This is a genomic window from Corynebacterium glyciniphilum AJ 3170 (genome assembly GCF_007673095.1).
In the GTDB taxonomy this organism is placed as follows: domain Bacteria; phylum Actinomycetota; class Actinomycetes; order Mycobacteriales; family Mycobacteriaceae; genus Corynebacterium.
The window spans coordinates 54,523-76,251 of sequence record NZ_VDYZ01000002.1; the positions used below are offsets into that span (position 1 = coordinate 54,523).

Annotated in this window: 22 protein-coding genes; 10 read left to right on the forward strand and 12 right to left on the reverse strand. The window is 67.1% G+C overall.

Annotation, left to right across the window (positions count from 1 at the left end):
- Nucleotides 1-85: 85 nt before the first annotated feature.
- Complete coding sequence (locus tag FS507_RS02270) at nucleotides 86-1,465, forward strand: lysine N(6)-hydroxylase/L-ornithine N(5)-oxygenase family protein (protein ID WP_260853116.1); 1,380 nt, start codon at nucleotides 86-88, stop codon at nucleotides 1,463-1,465.
- Nucleotides 1,462-3,156 (forward strand): amino acid adenylation domain-containing protein, encoded by a 1,695-nt coding sequence (locus FS507_RS02275; RefSeq protein ID WP_260853117.1) that lies wholly within the window; start codon nucleotides 1,462-1,464, stop codon nucleotides 3,154-3,156. Before FS507_RS02270 ends, FS507_RS02275 begins: the two co-directional genes overlap by 4 nt.
- 50 nt (nucleotides 3,157-3,206) lie before the next feature.
- Here FS507_RS02275 and FS507_RS17515 read toward each other — a convergent pair whose 3' ends face one another.
- On the reverse strand, nucleotides 3,207-3,497 hold the full coding sequence (locus tag FS507_RS17515; RefSeq protein WP_186314523.1) for a phosphopantetheine-binding protein: 291 nt from the start codon (nucleotides 3,495-3,497) through the stop codon (nucleotides 3,207-3,209).
- Nucleotides 3,498-3,614: 117 nt separating this feature from the next.
- On the opposite strand from FS507_RS17515, the gene FS507_RS02280 reads away from it, so the two are divergent.
- Both FS507_RS02280 and FS507_RS02285 read left to right on the forward strand, forming a co-directional pair.
- On the forward strand, nucleotides 3,615-10,448 hold the full coding sequence (locus tag FS507_RS02280) for a condensation domain-containing protein (RefSeq protein ID WP_186314524.1): 6,834 nt from the start codon (nucleotides 3,615-3,617) through the stop codon (nucleotides 10,446-10,448).
- A complete protein-coding gene (locus tag FS507_RS02285) occupies nucleotides 10,445-12,058 on the forward strand; it encodes a (2,3-dihydroxybenzoyl)adenylate synthase (protein WP_145941228.1) in 1,614 nt (537 codons plus the stop codon). The genes FS507_RS02280 and FS507_RS02285 overlap by 4 nt, the downstream gene beginning before the upstream one ends.
- Nucleotides 12,059-12,223: 165 nt before the next feature.
- On the opposite strand, the gene rpsQ is transcribed toward FS507_RS02285, so the two are convergent.
- Genes rpsQ through rpsJ form a run of 11 tightly spaced genes read right to left on the reverse strand, consistent with a single transcriptional unit; the run spans nucleotide 12,224 to nucleotide 17,435 of the window.
- On the reverse strand, nucleotides 12,224-12,505 hold the full coding sequence (gene rpsQ, locus FS507_RS02290) for a 30S ribosomal protein S17 (RefSeq protein WP_075814251.1): 282 nt from the start codon (nucleotides 12,503-12,505) through the stop codon (nucleotides 12,224-12,226).
- On the reverse strand, nucleotides 12,505-12,738 hold the full coding sequence (gene rpmC, locus FS507_RS02295; protein WP_038546298.1) for a 50S ribosomal protein L29: 234 nt from the start codon (nucleotides 12,736-12,738) through the stop codon (nucleotides 12,505-12,507). Before rpmC ends, rpsQ begins: the two co-directional genes overlap by 1 nt.
- Nucleotides 12,738-13,154 (reverse strand): 50S ribosomal protein L16, encoded by a 417-nt coding sequence (rplP, locus tag FS507_RS02300; protein ID WP_145941229.1) that lies wholly within the window; start codon nucleotides 13,152-13,154, stop codon nucleotides 12,738-12,740. The genes rpmC and rplP overlap by 1 nt, the downstream gene beginning before the upstream one ends.
- A 3-nt stretch (nucleotides 13,155-13,157) precedes the next feature.
- A complete protein-coding gene (gene rpsC / locus FS507_RS02305) occupies nucleotides 13,158-13,901 on the reverse strand; it encodes a 30S ribosomal protein S3 (protein WP_038546290.1) in 744 nt (247 codons plus the stop codon).
- Nucleotides 13,901-14,266, reverse strand: a complete 366-nt coding sequence (rplV, locus tag FS507_RS02310) for a 50S ribosomal protein L22 (RefSeq protein WP_038546287.1) — start codon at nucleotides 14,264-14,266, stop codon at nucleotides 13,901-13,903. The genes rpsC and rplV overlap by 1 nt, the downstream gene beginning before the upstream one ends.
- A gap of 2 nt (nucleotides 14,267-14,268) precedes the next feature.
- Nucleotides 14,269-14,547, reverse strand: coding sequence for a 30S ribosomal protein S19 (gene rpsS / locus FS507_RS02315; RefSeq protein WP_145941230.1), 279 nt, complete (start codon nucleotides 14,545-14,547; stop codon nucleotides 14,269-14,271).
- A gap of 15 nt (nucleotides 14,548-14,562) precedes the next feature.
- Nucleotides 14,563-15,405 (reverse strand): 50S ribosomal protein L2, encoded by an 843-nt coding sequence (rplB, locus tag FS507_RS02320; protein ID WP_075814249.1) that lies wholly within the window; start codon nucleotides 15,403-15,405, stop codon nucleotides 14,563-14,565.
- 38 nt (nucleotides 15,406-15,443) lie between these two features.
- Nucleotides 15,444-15,749 carry a 50S ribosomal protein L23 gene (gene rplW, locus FS507_RS02325; protein ID WP_038546277.1) on the reverse strand — a complete coding sequence of 102 codons (306 nt, stop codon included), beginning with the start codon at nucleotides 15,747-15,749 and terminating at the stop codon, nucleotides 15,444-15,446.
- Nucleotides 15,746-16,423, reverse strand: coding sequence for a 50S ribosomal protein L4 (gene rplD, locus FS507_RS02330; RefSeq protein WP_145941231.1), 678 nt, complete (start codon nucleotides 16,421-16,423; stop codon nucleotides 15,746-15,748). The genes rplW and rplD overlap by 4 nt, the downstream gene beginning before the upstream one ends.
- Nucleotides 16,420-17,076 carry a 50S ribosomal protein L3 gene (rplC, locus tag FS507_RS02335; protein WP_038546270.1) on the reverse strand — a complete coding sequence of 219 codons (657 nt, stop codon included), beginning with the start codon at nucleotides 17,074-17,076 and terminating at the stop codon, nucleotides 16,420-16,422. The genes rplD and rplC overlap by 4 nt, the downstream gene beginning before the upstream one ends.
- A gap of 53 nt (nucleotides 17,077-17,129) precedes the next feature.
- Nucleotides 17,130-17,435, reverse strand: a complete 306-nt coding sequence (gene rpsJ, locus FS507_RS02340) for a 30S ribosomal protein S10 (protein WP_010120790.1) — start codon at nucleotides 17,433-17,435, stop codon at nucleotides 17,130-17,132.
- Nucleotides 17,436-18,104: 669 nt separating this feature from the next.
- Here rpsJ and FS507_RS02345 point away from each other — a divergent pair.
- Genes FS507_RS02345 through FS507_RS02370 form a run of 6 tightly spaced genes read left to right on the forward strand, consistent with a single transcriptional unit; the run spans nucleotide 18,105 to nucleotide 21,592 of the window.
- Nucleotides 18,105-18,590, forward strand: a complete 486-nt coding sequence (locus tag FS507_RS02345; RefSeq protein WP_145941232.1) for an Asp23/Gls24 family envelope stress response protein — start codon at nucleotides 18,105-18,107, stop codon at nucleotides 18,588-18,590.
- A gap of 54 nt (nucleotides 18,591-18,644) precedes the next feature.
- Nucleotides 18,645-19,103, forward strand: a complete 459-nt coding sequence (locus FS507_RS02350) for a hypothetical protein (RefSeq protein ID WP_145941233.1) — start codon at nucleotides 18,645-18,647, stop codon at nucleotides 19,101-19,103.
- Between the two features lie 10 nt (nucleotides 19,104-19,113).
- Nucleotides 19,114-19,305, forward strand: a complete 192-nt coding sequence (locus tag FS507_RS02355) for a hypothetical protein (RefSeq protein ID WP_038546250.1) — start codon at nucleotides 19,114-19,116, stop codon at nucleotides 19,303-19,305.
- 6 nt (nucleotides 19,306-19,311) lie between these two features.
- Nucleotides 19,312-20,388: an Asp23/Gls24 family envelope stress response protein gene (locus tag FS507_RS02360; RefSeq protein ID WP_145941234.1), complete on the forward strand. Its 1,077-nt coding sequence runs from the start codon at nucleotides 19,312-19,314 to the stop codon at nucleotides 20,386-20,388.
- A complete protein-coding gene (locus FS507_RS02365; protein WP_222121379.1) occupies nucleotides 20,385-21,032 on the forward strand; it encodes a DUF6286 domain-containing protein in 648 nt (215 codons plus the stop codon). Before FS507_RS02360 ends, FS507_RS02365 begins: the two co-directional genes overlap by 4 nt.
- On the forward strand, nucleotides 21,029-21,592 hold the full coding sequence (locus FS507_RS02370; RefSeq protein WP_145941235.1) for a hypothetical protein: 564 nt from the start codon (nucleotides 21,029-21,031) through the stop codon (nucleotides 21,590-21,592). The genes FS507_RS02365 and FS507_RS02370 overlap by 4 nt, the downstream gene beginning before the upstream one ends.
- Nucleotides 21,593-21,729 lie beyond the last annotated feature (137 nt).

The following is a 21,729-nucleotide window of genomic DNA, read 5'->3' on the forward strand; positions in this document are numbered from 1 at the left end:
TGATAAGGGCTGCCGTGACAGAGTACCCTACCCGGTAAACAGTCTGACATCCAACCGTCACACAACCACAGGAGCACCCCTCACAGTGTCGAACCTGCCACACCGACGTCCCGCTGAACAGCCCCCCGCTCCCTCACTCGTGATCCTCGGCGCCGGGCCCAAGGCCGTCGCCGTCCAGGCCAAGGCCCATGCCCTGCGCACACTCGGCCTCCCCGCACCGACGGTCACCGTCGTCGACTACCAGGGGGTCGGCGGTAACTGGCGTTCCGGCGGTGGCTGGACCGACGGTCGACACCAGCTGGGCACGTCCCCGACCAAAGACATCGGTTTCCCGTACCGTACCCGCATTGCCGGAGACGCCGACGGGGCAAACCGGGCCGTTGACCGGACGCTGCTGGACCTCGGATGGACGAGTTTCCTCGTCGACACCGACCGGTACGCCTGGTGGGTGGATCACGGTCACCCCAACCCGCGGCACTACCTGTGGGCGGACTACCTGCGCTGGGCCGCGGAAAAGTCCCGGATGACACTGGTCAACGGTCAGGTGACACGCATCGGACTCCGCGCCGATTCGTCCCACGCCGATTTGCCCCGCGACGGTTCATCCCGGGGCTGGTCCCTGTCCGTCGACCGAATCGACGGGACATCGTCACGCCTGGAAGCCGACGCCCTGATGCTCACCGGGCCAGGACGGTCCGACCGGCGTATCGCTCCGCTCCCGACGGTGTACTCGGTGGCGGGGTTCTGGCAGGCGGTGTCCTCTGCGCAGCTTCCCCCGGCATCCCGGGTGGCGGTCATCGGCGGCGGCGAGACCGCCGCCAGCATCGTCGAGGAACTCATCGGCCACGATGTCGTCGACATCGCAGTGGTCTCTCCGTCCCCCACGATCTTCACACGCGCGGAGGGATCCTTCGAGAACGAGCTCTACACTGATCCGAGACTCTGGACCGGTCTGGACGATGCAGCCCGTCGCGACGTGATCAACCGCTGCGACCGCGGCGTATTCTCCGCCCAGGTGCAGGAGAAACTCATGGCCGAGGACAGGGTCAGCCACCTCCGCGGCCGGGTCTCCGCGGTCCACGCCCGGGACGGAATGGCCGAACTGCGTATCGGGGACCGCACGGAGCTCGTGGACCTTGTCGTCGACGCCCGCGGCAACTCTCCGCTCTGGTTCACCCGCATGATGAACGACCAGGTCGTCGCCCACCTCATCGAGGCCTGTGGCGGGGCGGTGACCCCGTCCACCGTCGAGGACAGGATCGGAGCCGATCTGGCCCTGACCGGTATGAACCCGCCACTGTTCCTCCCCACACTGTCCGGCATGTCCCAGGGACCCGGCATGGCGAACCTCAGTTGCCTCGGCGAGCTCTCCGACCGCATCCTCGCCGGTCTCGGAGCGGGCGCTGCCCCACTCCCGGAGTCCCTGCGCCGTGCCCCCTCCCGTCCCGAAAGGACCCTTCTGTGACCGCACCCGACACCACCACCCGCTTCTACACCGGCCTGGAGGGGGACCTCCGCTTCGGCCCCGCCGCTCCGGTGGAACCGGCGACGCTGGACGCCCTCCTGCACCACACTTTGGCCGGCGGGGGTGACCGTCCCGCCGTGGTGGGCGACGGAGGAACCCTCACCTACGCCGAACTGGACCGTCGATCGTCAGCGGTCGCCCGCTACCTGCGGACCAACGGTATCGGTACCGGCGACCGGGTCGTGGTCGTGGCGCACCGCTGCGGCTGGTTGCCGGTCCTCGCCGTAGGCATCATCCGCGCCGGTGCAGTTTACGTCCCGGTGGACGCCTCCTACCCGGCTGAACGCGTCAGTTTCATCCTCGAGGACTGCGCCCCCTCCGCCGCATTCGCACTCGGCGGTGCCTCCCTGCCGCCGGAGACGGAACCCGAAGGCGCGACCGCCGGTGACGTCGGTGGCACCGTCACCGACGATTCACCGCTGGGCCGGGCGTTCCTGTCCGACCACGGACCCCGTTTCGAGCCTGCCGGACAGTCCCGCCCTGTCCGCCCGACCGACGACTGCTACCTGATCTACACCTCGGGCACGACCGGCACGCCCAAGGGGGCGCTGAACACCCACCTCGGCGTTGCCGCCCACTTCCTGTGGATGGACCGGGTGCTCGGGAACGCCGGAGGTATCCGGATGCTGCAGAAAGCCCCGGTCAGTTTCGACGTCGGTGTCGCCGAGTTGCTCGGCCCGCTGTCGACCGGCGGCACTGTGGTGGTACCTGGCCCGGACTGGTGGCCCGGGGACGTCGACACCATGGTGGATCTCATTTCCGACCATAACGTGACGGTCCTGTCGATGGTGCCGTCCCTGATGCGCGTGCTCCTCGACGTCCTCGACGATTTCGGTACGCCCTTGTCCTCCCTGTCGAACATCCGGCACCTGCTTCTCGGTGGCGAGGCCGTCCCTGCCGACGTCGTCCGGCGGGCGCGGGCGGGGATCGGCTGTCGTGTCCACGGCCTGTACGGACCGACTGAGGCGGCGATGGACGTCACCTGGGTGGAGTACACCGACGAACTCATCAGTGCCGATGACTTCGACGACCGTGCCAGCCTGCTCGGCCTGCCCGAAGACAATGTGGGCGTGTACGTCGTGGACGAGGACGGCGTCGAGGTCGCCCCCTCCGCACCGGACTGGAACCGTCCCGGCGAACTGTGCATCTCAGGGCCCCAGGTGGGCAACGGCTACTTCGGTCGGGCGGAACTGACGACGGAGGTCTTCGTGGAGTCTCTCCGTCCGGACGTCGACGGAGGCCGGATGTACCGCACCGGCGACGTGGTCTCCTGGACGGAGGTCGACGGTACGCGCATGCTGCAGTTCCTGGGACGGATCGGCGACCAGGTGAAGATCCGGGGCAACCGCGTCGAACTCGGGGAAGTCGAGTCCCGGCTCCGCGAACTGGACGGAGTGCGCCAGGCGGCAGCCGTGGCAGTGAGCCACGGTGGGGCCGACACCCTGCTCGCCTTCATCGTCGCCGACGAACCAGGGGCCGCCCCGGATGTCACGGAGCTCACCTCACGACTGGCCGAGAGCGTGCCCGAGTACATGGTCCCCACCCGGATCACGGTGCTTGACGCACTTCCGGTCAGTCCCAACGGAAAACTCGACCGCGCCGCGCTGAAAGCACACCGCGGCGAGCACTGAACGGGCCGGGTGGGCCGGATGTGCGGGGTTGGCAGAGTTGGCAGAGTTGGCTACGCCTGTTCGGCGAGCAGTTCACGCCAGGCGTCCACCGAACTGTCCTCGGCGAGGTCGGCGAAGTCGGCGTCGAACCCCTCCTTCCGCAGGAAAGTCACAATCTCGACGAGCCGGACCGAATCGAGCCCCTGGTCCATGAGCTCCTCCCCGGTGTCGATCTGGGAGACCTCGACGTTCAGGAGTTCAGCCACCCTGCCGAGCAGCCGCTGCATCGTCGCCTCCACCCGGCCCTCAACCTGATCGCCCGTCGCCGTGTCAGTCGTCGTGTCAGTAGTAGCGTCCGTCATCTTCCACCTTCGTCTGTCGTGTTCCCTGGAGTCATCGCATCGGTGACGCGCAGACTGTACCACCACACCAACAGATTAAGTAAGCCTCTCCAATCATCAACCACGAAAGGACCACCGGTGCCCCACCAGTCGTCCCCGTCCCTCCTCCCCCTAACCGCCGCACAACGCGGGATCTGGAATGCCCAGCAGCTGGACCCGACGTCCCCGTACTACGTGGTGGGAGAGGTCCTCGAGCTGCGCGGTGCCCCGGAGACCGGCCCCGGAACCGACCCCGACCTGCTCGCCGAGGCACTCCGCCTGACCGTCGACGAAGCGGAGACACTCCGTCTGCGCTTCACCGAGACTGCGGACGGGCCACGCCAGTACGTCGACGAGACCCCGGCAGAAACGCCCGAGATCATGGATCTCTCCGGCTCCCCCGACCCCCGCCTCACAGCGACGGCGGTCATAGACGCCGAAAAGGCCGCCTGCGGTGAACGGTGGCGCACCATGACCGACGGGCCGCTGTTCCGGTACCTGGTCCTCGACCTCGGCGAACGGCACGGAAGAGAACACGGCGAGGTGTGGTGCATACAGCTGTACCATCACATCATCGTCGACGGCTACAGCGCTGCACCGCTGACCAGGCGTACCGCCGCCCACTACACCGCCCTCGCCGGTGGGCGCCCGGCGCGGAAGAACCGCTTCGCCCCCGTCAGCGAGGTTGTGGACGCTGACGTCGCCTACCTCTCGGGGCCGGACCACGCCGCCGACCGGGACTACTGGCGGGACCACCTGTCCCCCACCCCTGACACATCCGGACGCGAAGATCTGGTCCACGGCGCCGGAACGGACAGCATCACCACCTCCCTACGACTCGGTCCCACCGAGGTCGACGAACTCAAGATCCGGGCAGAGGCCCACGGCCTGGTGTGGTCCGACCTGGTCATCTCGGCCTACGCCGCCTGGTTACGTAAACTCGGCTTCGCCGGAAGCACCGACGACGGACAGTGCGAGGCACTGATCGCGCTGCCGATGATGGCCCGGACGTCCGGCCCGCTCCGCCGCACCCCGGCCATGCTGGTCAACATGCTTCCCCTGCGGTTTCCGGTGGACCCTGACGCCACCGTGACCGACCTGGCTGCGGTGGCCCGCGAATCACTCGACGCGGCCCGGGCGCACCAGCGTTTCCCCGGCAGTGAGCTGGCCCGGGAGCTGGGAATCCCGGCCGTCCTGCACGGCATCGGAGTGAACCTCAAGACATTCGACTTCACCCTCGACTTCCACGGGGTCCCCGGTGTACTCCGCAATGTCGCCGGCGGGCCGCCGGAGGATCTCGTCCTGGTGGTGACCCCGGCCGCCGACGGTGGTGTCGACCTGGCCTTCGAAACCGACCCGCACAGCGTGAGCGCCGCCACCGCCCTCCGCCGCCTCGAGGACATCCGGGCGCTGCTCACCGCCGACGGTCCACTGAGGAGCATCCGGCTACGGACAACGGAGGACACCGAATCCGCCGCCCGGGAACGCTGCGGGGCCACGTTGCCCGACCAGTGCCCGAGCCTCGACGAGCTCATCGACGGGCTGGCCACAGGTACCGGACGACTCGTCCACGGTAGTGCCGCAACTGACCGCACCGAGCTCGACGGCCCCGCCCTGTCCGCCCGCATCGGCGAGCTGTCCGACCTGGTGACGCAGTACACCCACCAGGACGAGGTCATCGCCCTGGACCTCCCCAAAGGGGTTGACCTTGCCGCGGCACTCCTGGCGACCTGGCGGACCCACCGTGTCGTCGTCGTGCTTGACCGCGAACACCCGCAGGCACGACGCGACCAGATCCTCGCGGACTCCGGTGCCGTCGCCGTCCTCGATGACACCGGAGTCCACCCCACCGACACGACACGTCCCGGCGGCACGTCTCCGGCGGTCACCGGCCTGGCGTACCTGCTCTACACCTCGGGTACGACCGGCACGCCCAAGGGTGTCCAGGTCCCCCGCAGCGCCGTCGAGGCACTTCTCGCCGGGCACCGCTCCACGCTGTATCCGGACGCCTGGTCCCGTGCGCGTGGCGGCGCCAGCCTGCACGTCGCCCACACCGCGTCCTTCTCCTTCGACGCCGCGATCGACCAGCTCTCCTGGATCTTCACCGGCGCAACCGTGCACCTCTACTCCACAGACACAGTCGGCGACCCTGCGCTGATGCGGGCAGCACTCATCTCCGACGCGATCGACGTCCTGGACGCCACGCCGTCCCTGGCGGGAGCCCTGATCGACTCCGGGATGCTCGATGATGCAACCGTATCAACGGTCATCCTCGGTGGTGAAGCCGTCCCGCAGTCACTGTGGGACCGGCTCTCCGACCTGTCGGCCGGATCGTCATTCGCGGCCTGGAACGTCTACGGCCCCACCGAAGCCACGGTCGACGCCCTCGCCACCCGCGTCACCGACGGCCCGGTGACCATCGGTGTCCCCGTTCCCGGCATGACCGCAGAGATCCTCGACGCTGACGGCGAAGTCGTCCCCGACAACGAGGTCGGCGAGCTCTACCTGTCGGGCCCCCAGGTCGCACTGGGGTACCACGGCCGTCCAGAACAGACCGCCGCAGCCTTCGACGCCACGGGCTCTCACCGACGCTACCGCACAGGCGACCTGGTCACCTGGGTACCGGCCGCCGACGGGTCACGCCGCGGCTCCCACCACTTCCTCGGGCGCGCCGACCAGCAACTGGAGATCCGGGGCCACCGGGTCGAGCCCGCCGAAGTCGAAGCCGCGTTGCTGTCCCTCCCCCCGGTCACCGGTGCGGCCGTGGGGACGTTCGGCGATCCCGGCGCACTGAAGCTCATCGCCCACGTCACGACGGACGGCTCCACAGTAACCGCGGCGACCGCGACGAGCGCGGCATCGCTGCGCACTGATCTGGCCGCCGTTGTACCCGGACACCTCGTCCCCACCCGGATCCTGGTGCATGACCGCCTGCCGTTGACCGTCGGGGGAAAGATTGACCGTACCGCTCTGGCATCTCTGGCGTCTCTGGAATCTCCGGCATCCCCCACGACCGGTCCCGACGCCGGGCACTCCGCCCGCCGCCCCCTGACCGACGCCGAACAGGCAGTGGCGGACGTCGTCACCGACCTGCTCGGTACCGGCGACGTCGACCTGGACCACGACTTCATCTCCCTCGGTGGCGACAGTATCGGCGCACTCACCGTCGCCGGGCGTCTCCGGCGCCGAGGGTGGGCCATCCAGGCGAAAGACCTGCTCACCGGCATGGATCTCTCCGATGTCGCCGCAGCGGCGACCAGGGTCACAGCGACCGGCAGCCAGGCCGCAGAAGACAGCACCGGTGGAACCGCTGCCACCGGGACCGTCCGGGAACTGCGCTACGACACGGGCGCCGTCCCCACCAGTACCGTGTCGGGCCCTCGTCCGGTCTACCTCGGGAGCATGTCCCTTCCCGACGGATCCGCACCGGTCACCGCGACCACCGCGGCAGCCGCCGCCACGGCCATGATGACCACTCACGCAGCTCTACGGGCGATCCTCGACGACTCCGCTGCCGATGCTCCTAGATTCATCGTCCCCCGCACCCCTCTTGTGCCTGCGGATTCAGTCATCGCCCCTGCGACAGCCACCGACGACGAACTCGCCGGGTCCCTCGACCCGGCGTCGGGCACCGTATGGCGGTTCGCCGTCTCGCCGGACCCGGAGGCGGGACACACCGTCCGAGTCGCCGTCGATGCCGGCGTCATGGACCCCGCGTCCTCCGCACTGCTGCTGGATGATCTCGCCGACGCCCTGCAGGGACACCACCGCAGTCACCAGGACCGCACCGCCCACTCATGGCGCGCCGACGCACCCGCACCCCGGGACGTCATCTCCTCCCCGGTCGTCACCCGCAGATCCCCCCTGCCCGGTACGAGTGAACTCTTCGCCCGCCTCTCGGCGCTGTACTCGGTGACCACCGAGGACGTGGCCGTCGCCGCCGCACTGCTGGCGACCGGGGGCCCGGTCGACCTCCTCACGAGGCCCCGGACCAGACAGTCGTCTGCGACCGAGGACGCTGTGCTTGGTGCGCTGAGCACCGTCCGCCACATCCCCGCACTCCCCGATGCGGCACCCGGCTCCCCCCGCTCGGCACTCCTGCACGCCAAGGAGCATCTACGCAGCGTCGGCGACCACACCGGAACACCACACTCCCCCGCACTCACCGTCGCGTGCGGTGACACACGGATGGTCCCCCACGGGTACACCGCCCACTCCCCTCTTCTCACCGTCGGCGACGGCGGCAGTGACGGTGACGGTGACCTCGTCCTGGCCACCGGTTCCGACCGTGTGCAGGGCACACTGGAGAAGATCACCGACGCCTTCACCGACCTGGCGGTGCTGTCGCTGACCACCGACGGAGGCGCGACCCCCTCAGACCTGCACCTGGACGGTGTCAGCCAGGACACGATCGACACCTGGGAGCGACACCACGGCCCACTGGCGGACGTGCTCCCCGTGTCACCACTGCAGGAGGCTCTGCTCTACCACTCCGTCAGCGGTGGCGACGGCTACGTCCTCGCAGCAGGTGTGGACCTGTGCGGCACTGTCGACGAGAACCGGCTCCACCAGGCCTTCCACGACGTGCTCACCCGGCATGACCTGCTACGCGCCCGTTTCGACACGACAGCAGGTGATGACCCCGTGCAGCTGATCCCCCGCGATGTCGACCTGCCGTGGCGCACTGTCGACCTGCGTTCGATCCCCCGCCCCGCCGCCCTCGGCGCAGCTGACGACCTGCTGCACGAGACAGCACTGCGTTCCGTCGACCCGGAGACCGGCCCTCTCGTCACTGCCGCTCTGGTCCTTCTGCCCGACGGCGGAGAAGACGATGGAGTGGACACGGCCTCGGCACGGCTAGTGCTGGGCAACCACCATCTGCTCACCGACGGCTGGTCCACCCCGGTGATGCTCCGCGACCTGCTGGCCTTCTACCACGGGGAACCTCTGGCCCCGGCCGCGCCGTACTCCGACTACCTGGACTGGCTGGCCGGGCAGGACCCCCACGCTGCCGACGACGCCTGGCGCTCACGCCTCAGTGGGCTGGAACGCGGCACCCTCGTCGGCTCTCTCGCACCGGCGCGCGACGGTGGCAATGACAGTGAAAGTGACACTGACACCGTCGGCGAGTCGGTGCAGGAGATCACCCCGGACGCCACCACAACCCTGCTGCGACGTGCCCGACAGGAAGGGGTTACCCCGAACACTGTGCTGCAGGCCGCGTGGACGCTCACACTGGCCGCCCTGACCGGACGCGATGACGTGGTCTTCGGCACGACCGTATCCGGACGGCCCACCGAGTTGGACGGCATCGAGCACACCGTGGGATTGTTCATCAACACCCTGCCGTCCCGCGTGCACCTGGGCCGCGGAGACTCCCTCACCGACCTCATCACAGGGATCGGCCGCGCTCAGGCGGACATGACCGTCCACGCCTCGACACCGCTGGTCCACATCGAACAGCTTTCCGGGCTCGGCACCCTCTTCGACACGCTGGTGGTCTACGACAACTTCCCCGCCCTCGCGACCGACGATGCTGACGAGTCCGGCGCGCCCGACGAGGATGCGGGCAGGATAACGATCACCGAGGTCCACGCCGACGGGATGACGAACTTCCCGCTCTCCGTGGTGGTCCCCCCGGGAGACACTCCACGCATCGTCCTGGCACACCGCCCGGACCTGATCGACCCAACGTTCGTCGAACGCGCGGCGCAGGTCCTGACCACCGTGCTCGAGGTCTTCGCCGACACCGATGCACCGGGCGGACGGTCCGTCGGCGATGTGCTCGGCACGATTGCCGCCACCACACCGCCCTGGACCCCGGATGTCGCTCCGACCTCGGCCACAGTCGGCACCGCCGGCACTGCCGGCACCGCTGGTGCCACCAGTGCCGGCGGTGCCGGCGGTGCCGCCAACGTGATCGCCGGTGTCATGGCGGAGCTCCTCGGTGTCGACCACGTACGCACCGACGACAACTTCTTCGACATCGGCGGCCACTCCCTCCTCGCCATGCGTCTGCTCGGGAAACTCCGCCGTACCGGTACCCACGGGCTGGACGTGGTCACGATCCAGGACATCGTGGAGACCGGGGCCCCGGGCGCGCTGGCAGCACGACTCGCCCCGGACGCCGGGGACGAGACGCCCGGACAGAACATCCTGCCCCTGGCCGACGGCAACGGAGAACCACTGGTCTGCGTCCACCCCGCCGGAGGGCTCGCCCTCCCGTTCCGGGGGCTGGCAGCACGCCTGGGCCATCTCGACATTCCCGTGACAGGTCTTCAGCTTCCCGACCCCCACCCGGACGTCGCAGACGTGGAATCCCTGGCTGCCCGGTACGTCGACACGGTGCAACAGGTTCACCCGACGGGTCCTTACCGTCTGCTGGGCTACTCCTTCGGTGGTGTCGTGGCGCAGGCCATGACGGCTGAACTACTCCGCAGAGGTGACGAGGTCAGCTACCTCGGCATCCTGGACGCCTATCCCGCCGGCACAGCCCCCTCGGAGGCTCTCGCCGGGACCACCACTCTGCCTGAAGTGGACCAACTCACCGGCGAACAACTCGAGGCGCTCACCGGGACGGACGGGGAAGCAGGAGGGTCCGGGCTCTCGGCACTCCCCGCTCTCCGGGAGAACCTGGCGTTCTGCGACACGTTGCTGCGGTCGGCGACACCGGTTGACCTGTCCGGGTTCACCGGAACAGCCCAGGTCATCGTCGCCACCCGCGCGGATCACCGGCTCGCCGGCCGACCCGACGACACCGGTGCGGCACACGGGTGGGATCCGGTCCCCGCCTGGCGCACCGCCCTTCCCCGGGACCCTGACACGCTGTCCCTCGACACGACCCACACGGGACTGACCAGCGACGACGGATGGGACCGTATTGCCCCCGCCGTCACGAAAGCCCTGACGACCGCAAAGGAATCACTGTCATGACCGACGTCCTCGCCAACGGCTTCTCCCGTCAGAGCGCCGAGCATTACCGACAGCTCGGAGCATGGAACGGCGACACCCACTGGAAGCTCTTCCGACGGACCGTCACAGCCCGTCCGCACGCCACGGCCGCCGTCGACAGGGCGCGCTCGGTGACATGGTCGGAACTCGACGCCGGTGTGGCCCGCGCTGCGACCGTCCTGGCCCACGCCGGGGTGAGACGCGGGGTCAAGGTCATCGTGCAACTGCCGAACAGTGTGGCCTACCTGGAGACCATCTTCGCCCTCTGGCGTCTCGGTGCGGTCCCGGTCTTCGCGCTGCCCGCTCACGGGGCATCCGATGTGCGCCACTTCGCGATGCACGCCCCCGCCTCCCACTACATCGGGACGTCGAACCCGAACAGACACCTCACGCGCGTGCAGGCCGACCTCGCCCGACCACTCCCGGACGGCAGAACACCCACGTGCATCCTGGTGGATGAACGCGCCGACGAGCCCTGGACCCGTGGCGGCAGCAGCTCCCCCGGGCAGGGCGCCCTCCCTGCCACTCCCACCCCGGGGGCCGCAGACGACCTTGCGTTCCTGCAACTGTCCGGTGGCACGACCGGGGTCCCCAAGCAGATCCCCCGGACACACGACGACTACCTGTACTCCGTCAGGGCCTCCATCGAGGTCTGTGACCTGTGTGCGGACGATGTGCTCCTGGTGGCACTGCCGGCGTCACACAACTTCACGATGAGCTCACCGGGCATTCTCGGTGCAGTCCAGGTCGGTGCGACGATCGTCTTCGCTGACAGCCCGATGCCGACTGAGGTACTGCCTCTCATCGAAGAACACCGGGTCACGCATCTCGCACTGGTCCCGCCGGCACTGATCAGCGTGCTCAACTACCCGGACAGGGCGGACCACGATCTGCACAGCGTACGGACCGTGTGGGTCGGCGGCGCCAAACTCTCCGAGGCCGCGGCCCGGCGGGTCCGTCCGGAGCTCGGGTGGAACCTCCAGCAGGTCTTCGGCATGGCCGAAGGGCTGGTCAACTACACACCGTTGGAGGCCGGTATCGAGGAGATCGTGTCGACACAGGGGCGGCCGATGAGCCCGTACGACGAGATCCGTGTCGTCGATGATGACGACAACGAGGTGCAGGAAGGCACGCCCGGGAACCTCCTCACCCGCGGTCCGTACACCATCCGCCAGTACCACCGGGCCCCGGAGGTCAACGCGCGCTCGTTCACCGGTGACGGGTTCTACCGCACCGGCGACATCGTGATCTTCAAGGACGGTACACTCACCGTGGTCGGACGCGCGAAGGACCAGATCAACCGCGGCGGAGAGAAGATCGCACCCGAAGCCGTCGAGAACGTCCTCCTCACCCACCCGGGAGTGCATGACGTCTCGGTCGTCGGCGTCCCCGATGAGATCCTCGGCGAGAAGACACGTGCACTGGTCATCCCCCGGGAGAATGCCGCCGCGCCACTGAAGCCGACAGCCTTGAAGAAGTACGTGAGGGAGCAGGGGTTGGCCAGCTTCGCTGTGCCCGACATCATCGACATCGTCGATGAGTTCCCGTTCACCGGTGTGGGCAAGGTCAGTAAGAAGGACCAGGCGGTCTGAGGCGGCAACACGGCAACCCCGGAGGTCGGCCGCGCCTACCTCCGGGGTTGCCATGTCACGACAGGCGGTGAGGTTCACTGTCTCCGGAGGCACAAAACCCCCGCCACCCGGGATACCCGGGGCGGCGGGGTTTCGCGTCGGAAGGCGCGAAGTCCCGGAAAGGGACTACTTGGCCTTCTCGATGATCTCGACGAGACGGAAGTGCTTGTCCTTGGACAGCGGCCGGGTCTCCTCGATACGGACGAGGTCGCCGATGCCGGCGGTCTCGTTCTCGTCATGCGCCTTCACCTTGGAGTTGGCGCGCATGATCTTGCCGTAGAGGGCGTGCTTCTTACGGTCCTCGAGCTCGACGACGATGGTCTTGCTCATCTTGTCGGACACGACGTATCCGGAGCGGACCTTACGTGCGCCCTTGGTGTTCTCGTTGCTCACAGTAGCCTCGCTCATTATGCGTCGTCACCACCGGGGACGGTGGACAGTCCGAGCTCGCGCTCGCGCAGGACGGTGTAGATCCGGGCGATGTCGCGCTTCACGGTGCCCAGTCGACGGTTGTTGGACAGCTGACCGGTGGCGGACTGGAAGCGCAGGTTGAACAGCTCTTCCTTCGCCTCCGTGAGACGGGTGGTCAGTTCTTCGTTGTTGAGCTCGCGGAATTCGTGAGCCGGGGTTCCGGTAGCCATCAGAACTGATCCTCCTTCTTCACGATGCGCACCTTGCAGGGCAGCTTGTTGCCGGCACGACGGAGCGCCTCGAGGGCGACCTCCTCGTTGGGGTAGTCCATCTCGAAGAGAATGCGGCCGGGCTTGACGTTTGCCACCCACTTCTCCACGGGGCCCTTACCGGAACCCATACGCACGCCGAGCGGCTTCTGGGTCAGGGGGCGGTCCGGGAAGATGTTGATCCACACCTTGCCACCACGCTTGACGTGGCGGTTGATGGCGATACGGGCAGCTTCGATCTGACGGTTGGTGATGTAGGTCGGCTCCAGGGCCTGCAGGCCGTATTCGCCGAACGTCACCCGGTTACCGCCCTTGGACACACCGGAACGGTGCGGACGGTGCTGGCGACGGTACTTCGTGCGCTTGGGGATAAGCACGGGTTAACCCTCCTGCTTCTGCTCTGCACGCTGGCGGCGGGCGCCACCGCGGCGCGGACGCTCACGGTTGTTACGGCGCGGACGCTCGTCGCGTGCGTTCTGCAGGGACTCACGGCGGCCACCGACGACGTCGCCCTTGTAGATCCACACCTTGACGCCGATGCGTCCGAAGGTGGTGTGGGCCTCGTAGGTGCCGTAGTCGATCTCGGCGCGCAGGGTGTGCAGCGGAACGCGACCTTCGTGGTAGCGCTCGGTGCGACCCATCTCGGCACCGCCGAGACGGCCGGAGCACACGACCTTGATTCCCTTGACCTCGGGCTGACGCATCGCGGACTGGATGGCCTTGCGCATCGCGCGGCGGAATGCCACGCGGTTGCTCAGCTGCTCGGCGATGGACTGTGCCACCAGCTGAGCGTTCGCGTCGATGTTCTTGACCTCGAGGATGTTCAGCTGCACCTGCTTGCCGGTGAGCTTCTCCAGCTGACCGCGGATGCGGTCGGCCTCGGAGCCACGGCGGCCGATGACGATACCCGGACGAGCGGTGTGGATGTCCACACGGACCCGGTCGCGGGTGCGCTCGATGACGACGTCGGCGATGCCGGCGCGGTCAAGGCCCTTCGACAGGAACTCGCGGATCTTGATGTCCTCGGCGAGGTAGTCAGCGTACTGCTTGTCGGCGTACCAGCGGGAGCGCCACTCGGAAGTGATACCCAGCCGGAGGCCGTGGGGTTGAATCTTCTGGCCCACTACTGAGCACTTCCCTTCTGGCTCTCGACAACCACGGTGATGTGGCTGGTGCGCTTACGGATCTGGAAAGCCCGACCCTGGGCGCGCGGCTGGAACCGCTTGAGCGTCGGACCCTCGTCGGCGAAAGCCTCGGAGACGACGAGCGTGCGGGGGTCCAGGCCGAAGTTGTTCTCCGCGTTGGCTGCAGCGGAGGCGACGACCTTGGCGATCGGCTCGGAAGCCGACTGCGGCGCGAAGCGCAGCAGTGCCAGGGCGTCCTCCACGGACTTGCCGCGGATGGTGTCGATGACGCGGCGTGCCTTCATCGGGGTGACCCGGACGAACTTGGCGGTTGCGCGTGCGTTGTTGACAGCGGTGTCAGACATGTCTATCGCCGACCCTTCTTGTCATCCTTGACGTGACCCTTGAAGGTCTTGGTCGGGGCGAACTCGCCCAGCTTGTGACCGACCATCGAATCGTCGATGAACACCGGGACGTGCTTCCGGCCGTCATGGACGGCGAAAGTGTGGCCGATGAAATCGGGAAGGATGGTGGACCGGCGTGACCAGGTCTTGATGACCTTCTTGGTGCCGGCGTCGTTCTGAACGTCCACCTTCGCGAGGAGGTGTTCGTCGACGAACGGGCCCTTCTTGAGGCTGCGTGGCATTCTCAACTACCTCCTTTAGCGCTTCTTGTTCTTGTTGCTGCGGCGACGGCGGACGATCAGCTTGTCGCTCGGACGGTTCGGCTTGCGGGTGCGGCCCTCAGGCTGACCCCACGGGGAGACCGGGTGGCGACCACCGGAGGTCTTGCCCTCACCACCACCGTGCGGGTGGTCGACCGGGTTCATGACGACACCGCGGACGGTCGGGCGGACGCCCTTCCAGCGCATACGGCCGGCCTTGCCCCACCGGATGTTGATCTGGTCGACGTTGCCGACCTGACCGATGGTGGCGCGGCAACGGATGTCGACGCGGCGGATCTCGGAGGACGGCATACGCAGGATGGCGTACTTGCCCTCCTTACCCAGCAGCTGGACCGAGGCACCGGCGGAGCGGGCCATCTTGGCACCGCCGCCCGGCTTGAGCTCCACGGCGTGGATGGTCGTACCGGTCGGGATGTTGCGCAGCGGCAGGTTGTTGCCCGGCTTGATGTCGGCGCCCGCACCGGACTCGACGATCGTGCCCTGCGTCAGACCGCGGGGAGCGATGATGTACCGCTTCTCACCGTCGACGTAGTGCAGCAGCGCGATGTTCGCGGTGCGGTTGGGGTCGTACTCGATGTGCGCGACCTTGGCGGTGATACCGTCCTTGTCATTGCGACGGAAGTCGATGACACGGTAACGACGCTTGTGGCCGCCACCCTTGTGACGGGTGGTGATGTGGCCGTGGACGTTGCGGCCGCCGTTCTTCGACAGCGGGCGCAGCAGAGACTTCTCCGGCGTCGAGCGAGTGATCTCGTCGAATTCGGAAACGGAGCTCTGGCGGCGACCCGGCGTAGTCGGCTTGTACTTGCGAATAGCCATACTTCTGCTCTCTCTTTACCTGTCGGTATGCACGGCCGCTACGCGGTCGCACCACCGAAGATGTCGATGGGATCGCTGCCGGCGACCAGGGTCACCATGGCGCGCTTGGTGGCCTTGCGCTGACCGTAACCGGTGCGGGAACGCTTGCGCTTGCCCACGCGGTTGAGGGTGTTGACGCTGGCGACCTTCACACCGAAGATCTGCTCGACGGCAATCTTGATCTGGGTCTTGTTGGAGTCCGGGTTCACCAGGAACGTGTACACGTTCTGCTCCATGAGTCCGTAGGACTTCTCGGAGACGACGGGTGCGACGATGATGTCCCGGGGGTCGGCGATGGTGCTCACTTTGCCTCCTCCTTGGCTGCGGCCTTCTCAGGGGCCTTGGCGGCGTCAGCCACGGCGATGAAGCCGTTGAGCGCCTCGACGGAGAACACGATGTCGTCTGCGTTCAGGACGTCGTAGGTGTTGAGCTGATCGAAGGCCAGGGTGTGGACGTTCGGCAGGTTGTTGGCCGACTTCCACGCCGTGACGTCCTCGCGACCGAGGACGACCAGGACGGACTTCCGGTCGGTGAGACGCTCGATGAACGTCCGCGCGGCCTTGGTCGACGGAGTCTGGCCTGCGACGAGCTCCTCCACGAGGTGGATGCGCTCGTTGCGGACGCGGTCGGTGAGGGCACCGCGGAGTGCAGCTGCCTTCATCTTCTTCGGGGTCCGCTGGTCGTAGTCGCGCGGCTGCGGGCCGTGGACCGTGCCACCACCGGTGTAGTGGGGGGCGCGGATCGAACCCTGACGGGCGCGGCCGGTTCCCTTCTGGCGGAACGGCTTGCGGCCACCACCGCGGACGTCGCCGCGGGTCTTGGTGGCGTGGGTGCCCTGTCGCTTCGCGGCCAGCTGGGCCACGACGACCTGGTGCATCAGCGGGACGGACGGCTCCACGTCGAAGATGGACGCGGGCAGCTCGACCGAGCCGTTGGTGGCACCGTCAGCGGTCTGGACGTTGAGAGTCAGGTTGCTCATGCGTGTGCACCGCCCTTCACTGCGGTCTTGACGGTGACGATACCGCCGTTAACTCCGGGGATGGCACCCTTGATGAGGAGCAGGTTGGACTCGAGGTCCAGCTTTGCGACCTTCAGGTTCTGCAGGGTGACGCGCTCGTTGCCCATACGGCCTGCCATCCGGGTGCCCTTGAAGACACGGCCCGGGGTGGCGCAGGCGCCGATGCCGCCGACGCGGCGGTGGGCGGCCTGGTTACCGTGGGAGGCGCCCTGACCGGCGAAGCCGTGACGCTTCATGGCACCGGCGTAGCCCTTACCCTTGGAGGTGCCGGTGACGTCAACGAAGTTGACCTCACTGAACAGTTCTGCGGTGATGTCCTGGCCGACCTCGTAGGCGGAGGCGTCATCGACGCGGAGCTCCGTCACGTGGCGGCGCGGGGTCACACCGGCCTTCTTGAAGTGACCGGCCTGCGGCTTGTTGACCTTGCGCGGGTCAATGTCGCCGTAGGCGATCTGGACGGCGTCGTAGCCGTCGATGTCCTTGGTGCGCACCTGGGTGACGACGCACGGCCCAGCTTCGACGACGGTGACCGGAACGACCCGGTTGTCTTCGTCGAAGATCTGGGTCATGCCGAGCTTCTTGCCCAGGATGCCCTTGATCTCGTTTTCACTCATAATTCAGTCTCCGCTGCCTCAGTTCAGACTCAAGTCCACAATCTCTGACGAGATCACTGGATGTTGACGTCGACGCTTGCCGGCAGATCGATGCGCATCAGGGCGTCAACGGTCTTCGGCGTCGGGTCGAGAATGTCGATCAGGCGCTTGTGGGTGCGCATCTCGAAGTGCTCGCGCGAGTCCTTGTACTTGTGCGGCGAGCGGATGACGCAGTACACGTTCTTCTCAGTGGGCAGAGGCACAGGGCCGACCACACGAGCACCGGTACGGGTGACCGTTTCGACGATCTTCTTCGCAGAAGCGTCGATTGCCTCGTGATCGTAGGCCTTGAGCCTGATGCGGATCTTCTGTCCCGCCACGCTAGTCCTCTTCCTCGTGTCCCCCTCGCCCGGTGACCCGGGTCCGAGGGAACTTCTTTTCAATGTCAACGCTGTCCGGCCGGGGGCCTGGCACAGTCGCCAGTTATGACTTCGGTTGGTCTCACGGTCCCCCGGGATGCCGTCGTAGAAACGATGGCAAAACACGGTGTCCGTCCGACCGGCGCCGAGGTAGTCCCCGGTCGCCGCCGAATCATGGTGAGGAAGAGCCCCTCCAACGTGGTGGTCGGGATCTTCACTTACTGCCGCTGTTTATTTGCCATGCCCCACTCCGGCCCCCGCGGTCGGGCGTGTCTGCCGTCTCCGCAGGGGTTACCGCACGACAGTTCCACCCCGGACGGATAGAATTCCGGTCCGAGGCATCCTGCCGATGATGGTTCATGCTCACTTCACCATCTGCGCCGTCTTGCACCGTCGCTCTCCCAACCACCGGTTCCGATACGGCCTGATGACGGGGCAAAAAGCAAAGGCGCTCGGACACAATGTCAAAGCAACGTCCTGTATTTAACCATGCAGTGCCTGTTCCTTCAAATCCGTCTTCCCTCCCCCGAACCGGTGCGCCTCCGTACTGTCACCAGCACGCCCGCGGAAAGTGAGTATCCTGGCACCCATACCTTCCGTCAGCACCATCGAGAACAGTGAGGCCACCCTATGAGTGACAACGACTCCACAAACAACTCCGGCAAGGCAAACGCCCCCGCTGTGCAGGACGACAGCTCCGTCGACTCTGAACTGTTCACCGACCACGGCCGGACTTCTGTCGCCGATGTCGTCGTGTCGAAGATCGCCGGGATGGCGGCACGCGAGGTGTCCGGCGTCCACGGGCTGGGCGGCGGCGCCTCCCGCACCATCGGTGCTCTGCGCGAGCGTATCCCTGGCGGACGTGTCAACGTCCAGCAGGGCATTTCGGTGGAGGTCGGCGACCGCCAGGCTGCCGTCGACATCTCCATCGTCGCAGAGTATGGCGTCGCGATCCACGAACTGGCCGAGGCGATCCGTCGCAACATCATCCTCTCCGTCGAGGAGATGACCGGCCTCCAGGTGACCGAGGTCAACGTCGTCGTCCACGATGTCCACCTTCCCGAGGACCACGACGACGAGGAGGACGAGACGGAGCAGGCCCCCCGCGTCCAGTAACCGGCGTCGTCCTTCCGTCCCCGTTCCCCGTCACCACGTCATCTTGGAGCCGTCATGAGTACCCCCGGAGCACAGGGCCCGCCCCCGGACTTCCGCAAGGATCCGGAGTACGTCCGTGAGCGCCGTCAGGTCATCCGCGACAACCATCCGGACACCGGCGGCTCGGATGCCCGGCTCATCGCGGCACTCAGCGAACTCGACTCCCGCTGGCAACGCCGGGCTTCAGTTCGACGTGGCATGGAAAGCGTCCGGCTTCCCGGCTTCATTCCCGACGACGTTGCCCGTCAGGCCACCGAATTCGCAGGCCGGACATCCGATGAAGTACTCCGGCGCACGGAGGACCTCCGCGCGAAGGGTGCCGTCATCGCACATTCCCCGAAGACCCGCCGGGTGATGCGTGCCGCCGGCAAGTTTGTCCGGGACGCCGACCGCACTGTCCGGTCGCGGCTCCCCACCAGTTTCCCCGGTGCCCGTCGCTTCTCGGACACCGGTACCGACGAGAAATCCAACTGATAGTGAGGTCATGATGAAGTACGCGACAATAATTGGCGTGCTGCTGGGATTCCTCCTGGCAGTCGGGGCCCTCTGGGACGGCGTGGTCGGTTTCCTCGTTGTGCTCGTGCTCTGCGGGGTCGGCGGTGCCGTCGGCGCCCATGTGGAAGGCGTCATCGACCTGCGCCGCGCCTTCAACAGCAGCGGTCGGGGACGGGGCTGATTCCCCGTGTCCCCCTCACCTTCCGACAATGCAGCAACCACTGAAGAGCTTCCCCGCAGCGAGGCCTACCGGCGACAGCGAGCGCACACCTCCATCGACCTGAAGGTCCTGGAGAAGATCGCCACGCGTGCGGCACTTTCGGTGCCTGGGGTCATCCGGCATTCCTCGGGTATCGGCCAGTTCACGGGGCGCCGTCTACCCCGGGTGAGCGTACAGATGGATCCTGGCGGCCATGCCGCCGTCGCCGACATTCAGATCGCCACCGCATGGCCGGCCCCCACCGTGGCGGTGGCCCAGGTCACCAGGGAGACAGTCGGCGAGTGGATCGAGCACTCGACCGGCGTGCCGGTGCTGGCAGTCAACGTCGATGTGGCAGCCGTCGTCCCTGAAGCAGAGGAGACGGTCGCCGTCACCGACCTGGAGGCTGCCCCCCGGACCCCGGAGTACACCCGCATCTCCGCCACACCGCTGAAGGCGTCCTCCCCCACCGTCGCCCGCCAGGTCACGGAAGTCACCGTACCTGCGACACCCGAACCGTATAAGCCGGTCCATCCCCGGGCGGTGGAGTCAGTCCAGCTCACACCCGTCACCGTCGGACGGCCGACACCCGCGCGGCACGTCTCCGCACCGACGCCGCGCCCGGTACTGCATCCGTCGACGCCGGCGCCGGTCCACGCCACGCCCGTCCAGCCGCCCCGGCCGACCGAGGTAACGCACCCGGTGACTCCGTCGGCGGCACCGGTGATGCACCCACGGTCACCACACAGCACAGCTCGGCCGCGTCTTCTGGAGCCTGTCATCGTCGACCACGTGACGGTTACGGCTCCGCCGCCGTCGCGCGGGCTCCGTATCCTTTACGATGTGCCCACCCCCAGCGGCCCGTTGCTGCACGACATCCCGACCCCGCGCGGCCTACCGACCCGCACCGTACCCACTCCCCAGGGGCTCGGGGTGACGATTTTCCCGTCCGTTCGGAACCACCGCCGTATTCCGGTGACAGTCGACAGGTCCCGTCGCTGGCGTTCCACCGGCACGGGCGACAACCTGGCACCCGGCGACGACCACGACAGGAGTCCGCGATGACAACAGCACAGCATCCGGAGAAGTACCGGCCGGAACCGTCGGGAAGATTCGCGGCCGACCTGCCACTGTCCGAGGACACGTCGACCGCGGACCTCGGGGACCTTCCACGGGCTCCGCAGCCGAAAGCCTCTCCTCTGGCACGCGGGTGGACGATCGTCCTGGGACTGGTACTGGTCGGCGTCACAGTAGTCATCGTCCGCGACCTGCTCATCCTCAACGGCTCTATGTCCGGAAGCCAGCTGCTCCCCCCGGTCTTCGACTGGTTCGCCACCGTGCAGAGCGAATCATGGATGCTGTGGGCGGGCATAGGGTCTGCCCTGGTCGCCCTGTTTTTCCTCCTTGTCTCCCTGCGGCCACGGCGTCGCACCCACATGGCCTTCGGGGACGGATCGGAACTCTACGCCCGACCCGTCGATGTCGCCCGGCTATCCACGGCCACCGCCCGCCGGGTCCCCGGTGTGCTCTCAGCCCACACGGTGACAACGCGTAAGAAGATCTCCGTGAAGGTCGTCACGGCGGTCACACCGGAGTCCGCCGAGACGATCCGCACACGGGTGTCCACGCACGTCTCAGAACTCTCCGCACTCCTGGACCCCGCCCCGAGCGTCCAGGTGACGGTTACCCCGGGAGGTGAAGGACGATGAACCGCGGAAAAGCCTCATTCGACCGCATCGTGACGTTCCTGCTCTTCCTTGTCTTCGGCGGCGTCGCTTTCTGGATGATCGGTCTCCGTCTCGACCTTGCACCTGCTGAACGGATCGGTGACTACGTCAACAGGGACTTCTGGGCGGACCTGAGCGCGCGCGACAACTACGAGACGATTCTCGTCATCGCCGCCGTGGTGAGCGGTCTTCTCGGCCTCCTGTTCATCGGTATAAACATCGAGCGCAAACGCCTCGGACGGAGCGCGTCCCCGACCTCCGCACCGACCGGCACTATCCGTACGTCGCCAGCCGACGTGGCCTCCGCGGTCGCGCAGACCTTCGAGAAACGTGACGACGTCCGATCTGCCACCTACCGGGCAAGTGAAGACAGGGGCACCGACATCATCGAGATCCGGTTGCGGATCCCCGCGGAGACCGACGTCACTGAACTCAACGAGAGCTGCCGCCGCGCCGCTGCGGACATCACCGCTGCACTACCCGGCCAGGAAGTTCTCCCCCGTTTCCTTCTCCAGGTGGAGCAACCGGCACGCCCACAGTAACCCGGCTGAAGCCTCCTCCCTGCGCGGTGCGCGGGCGCAGCAGAGAGCCTTGACGGTGAGGCTAGCCTACTGATAGTCTTCCCCAGGTAAGCGAACCCTCACAAGGGTCCGCTCCGCGTCGACCATCAGAAGGAAGA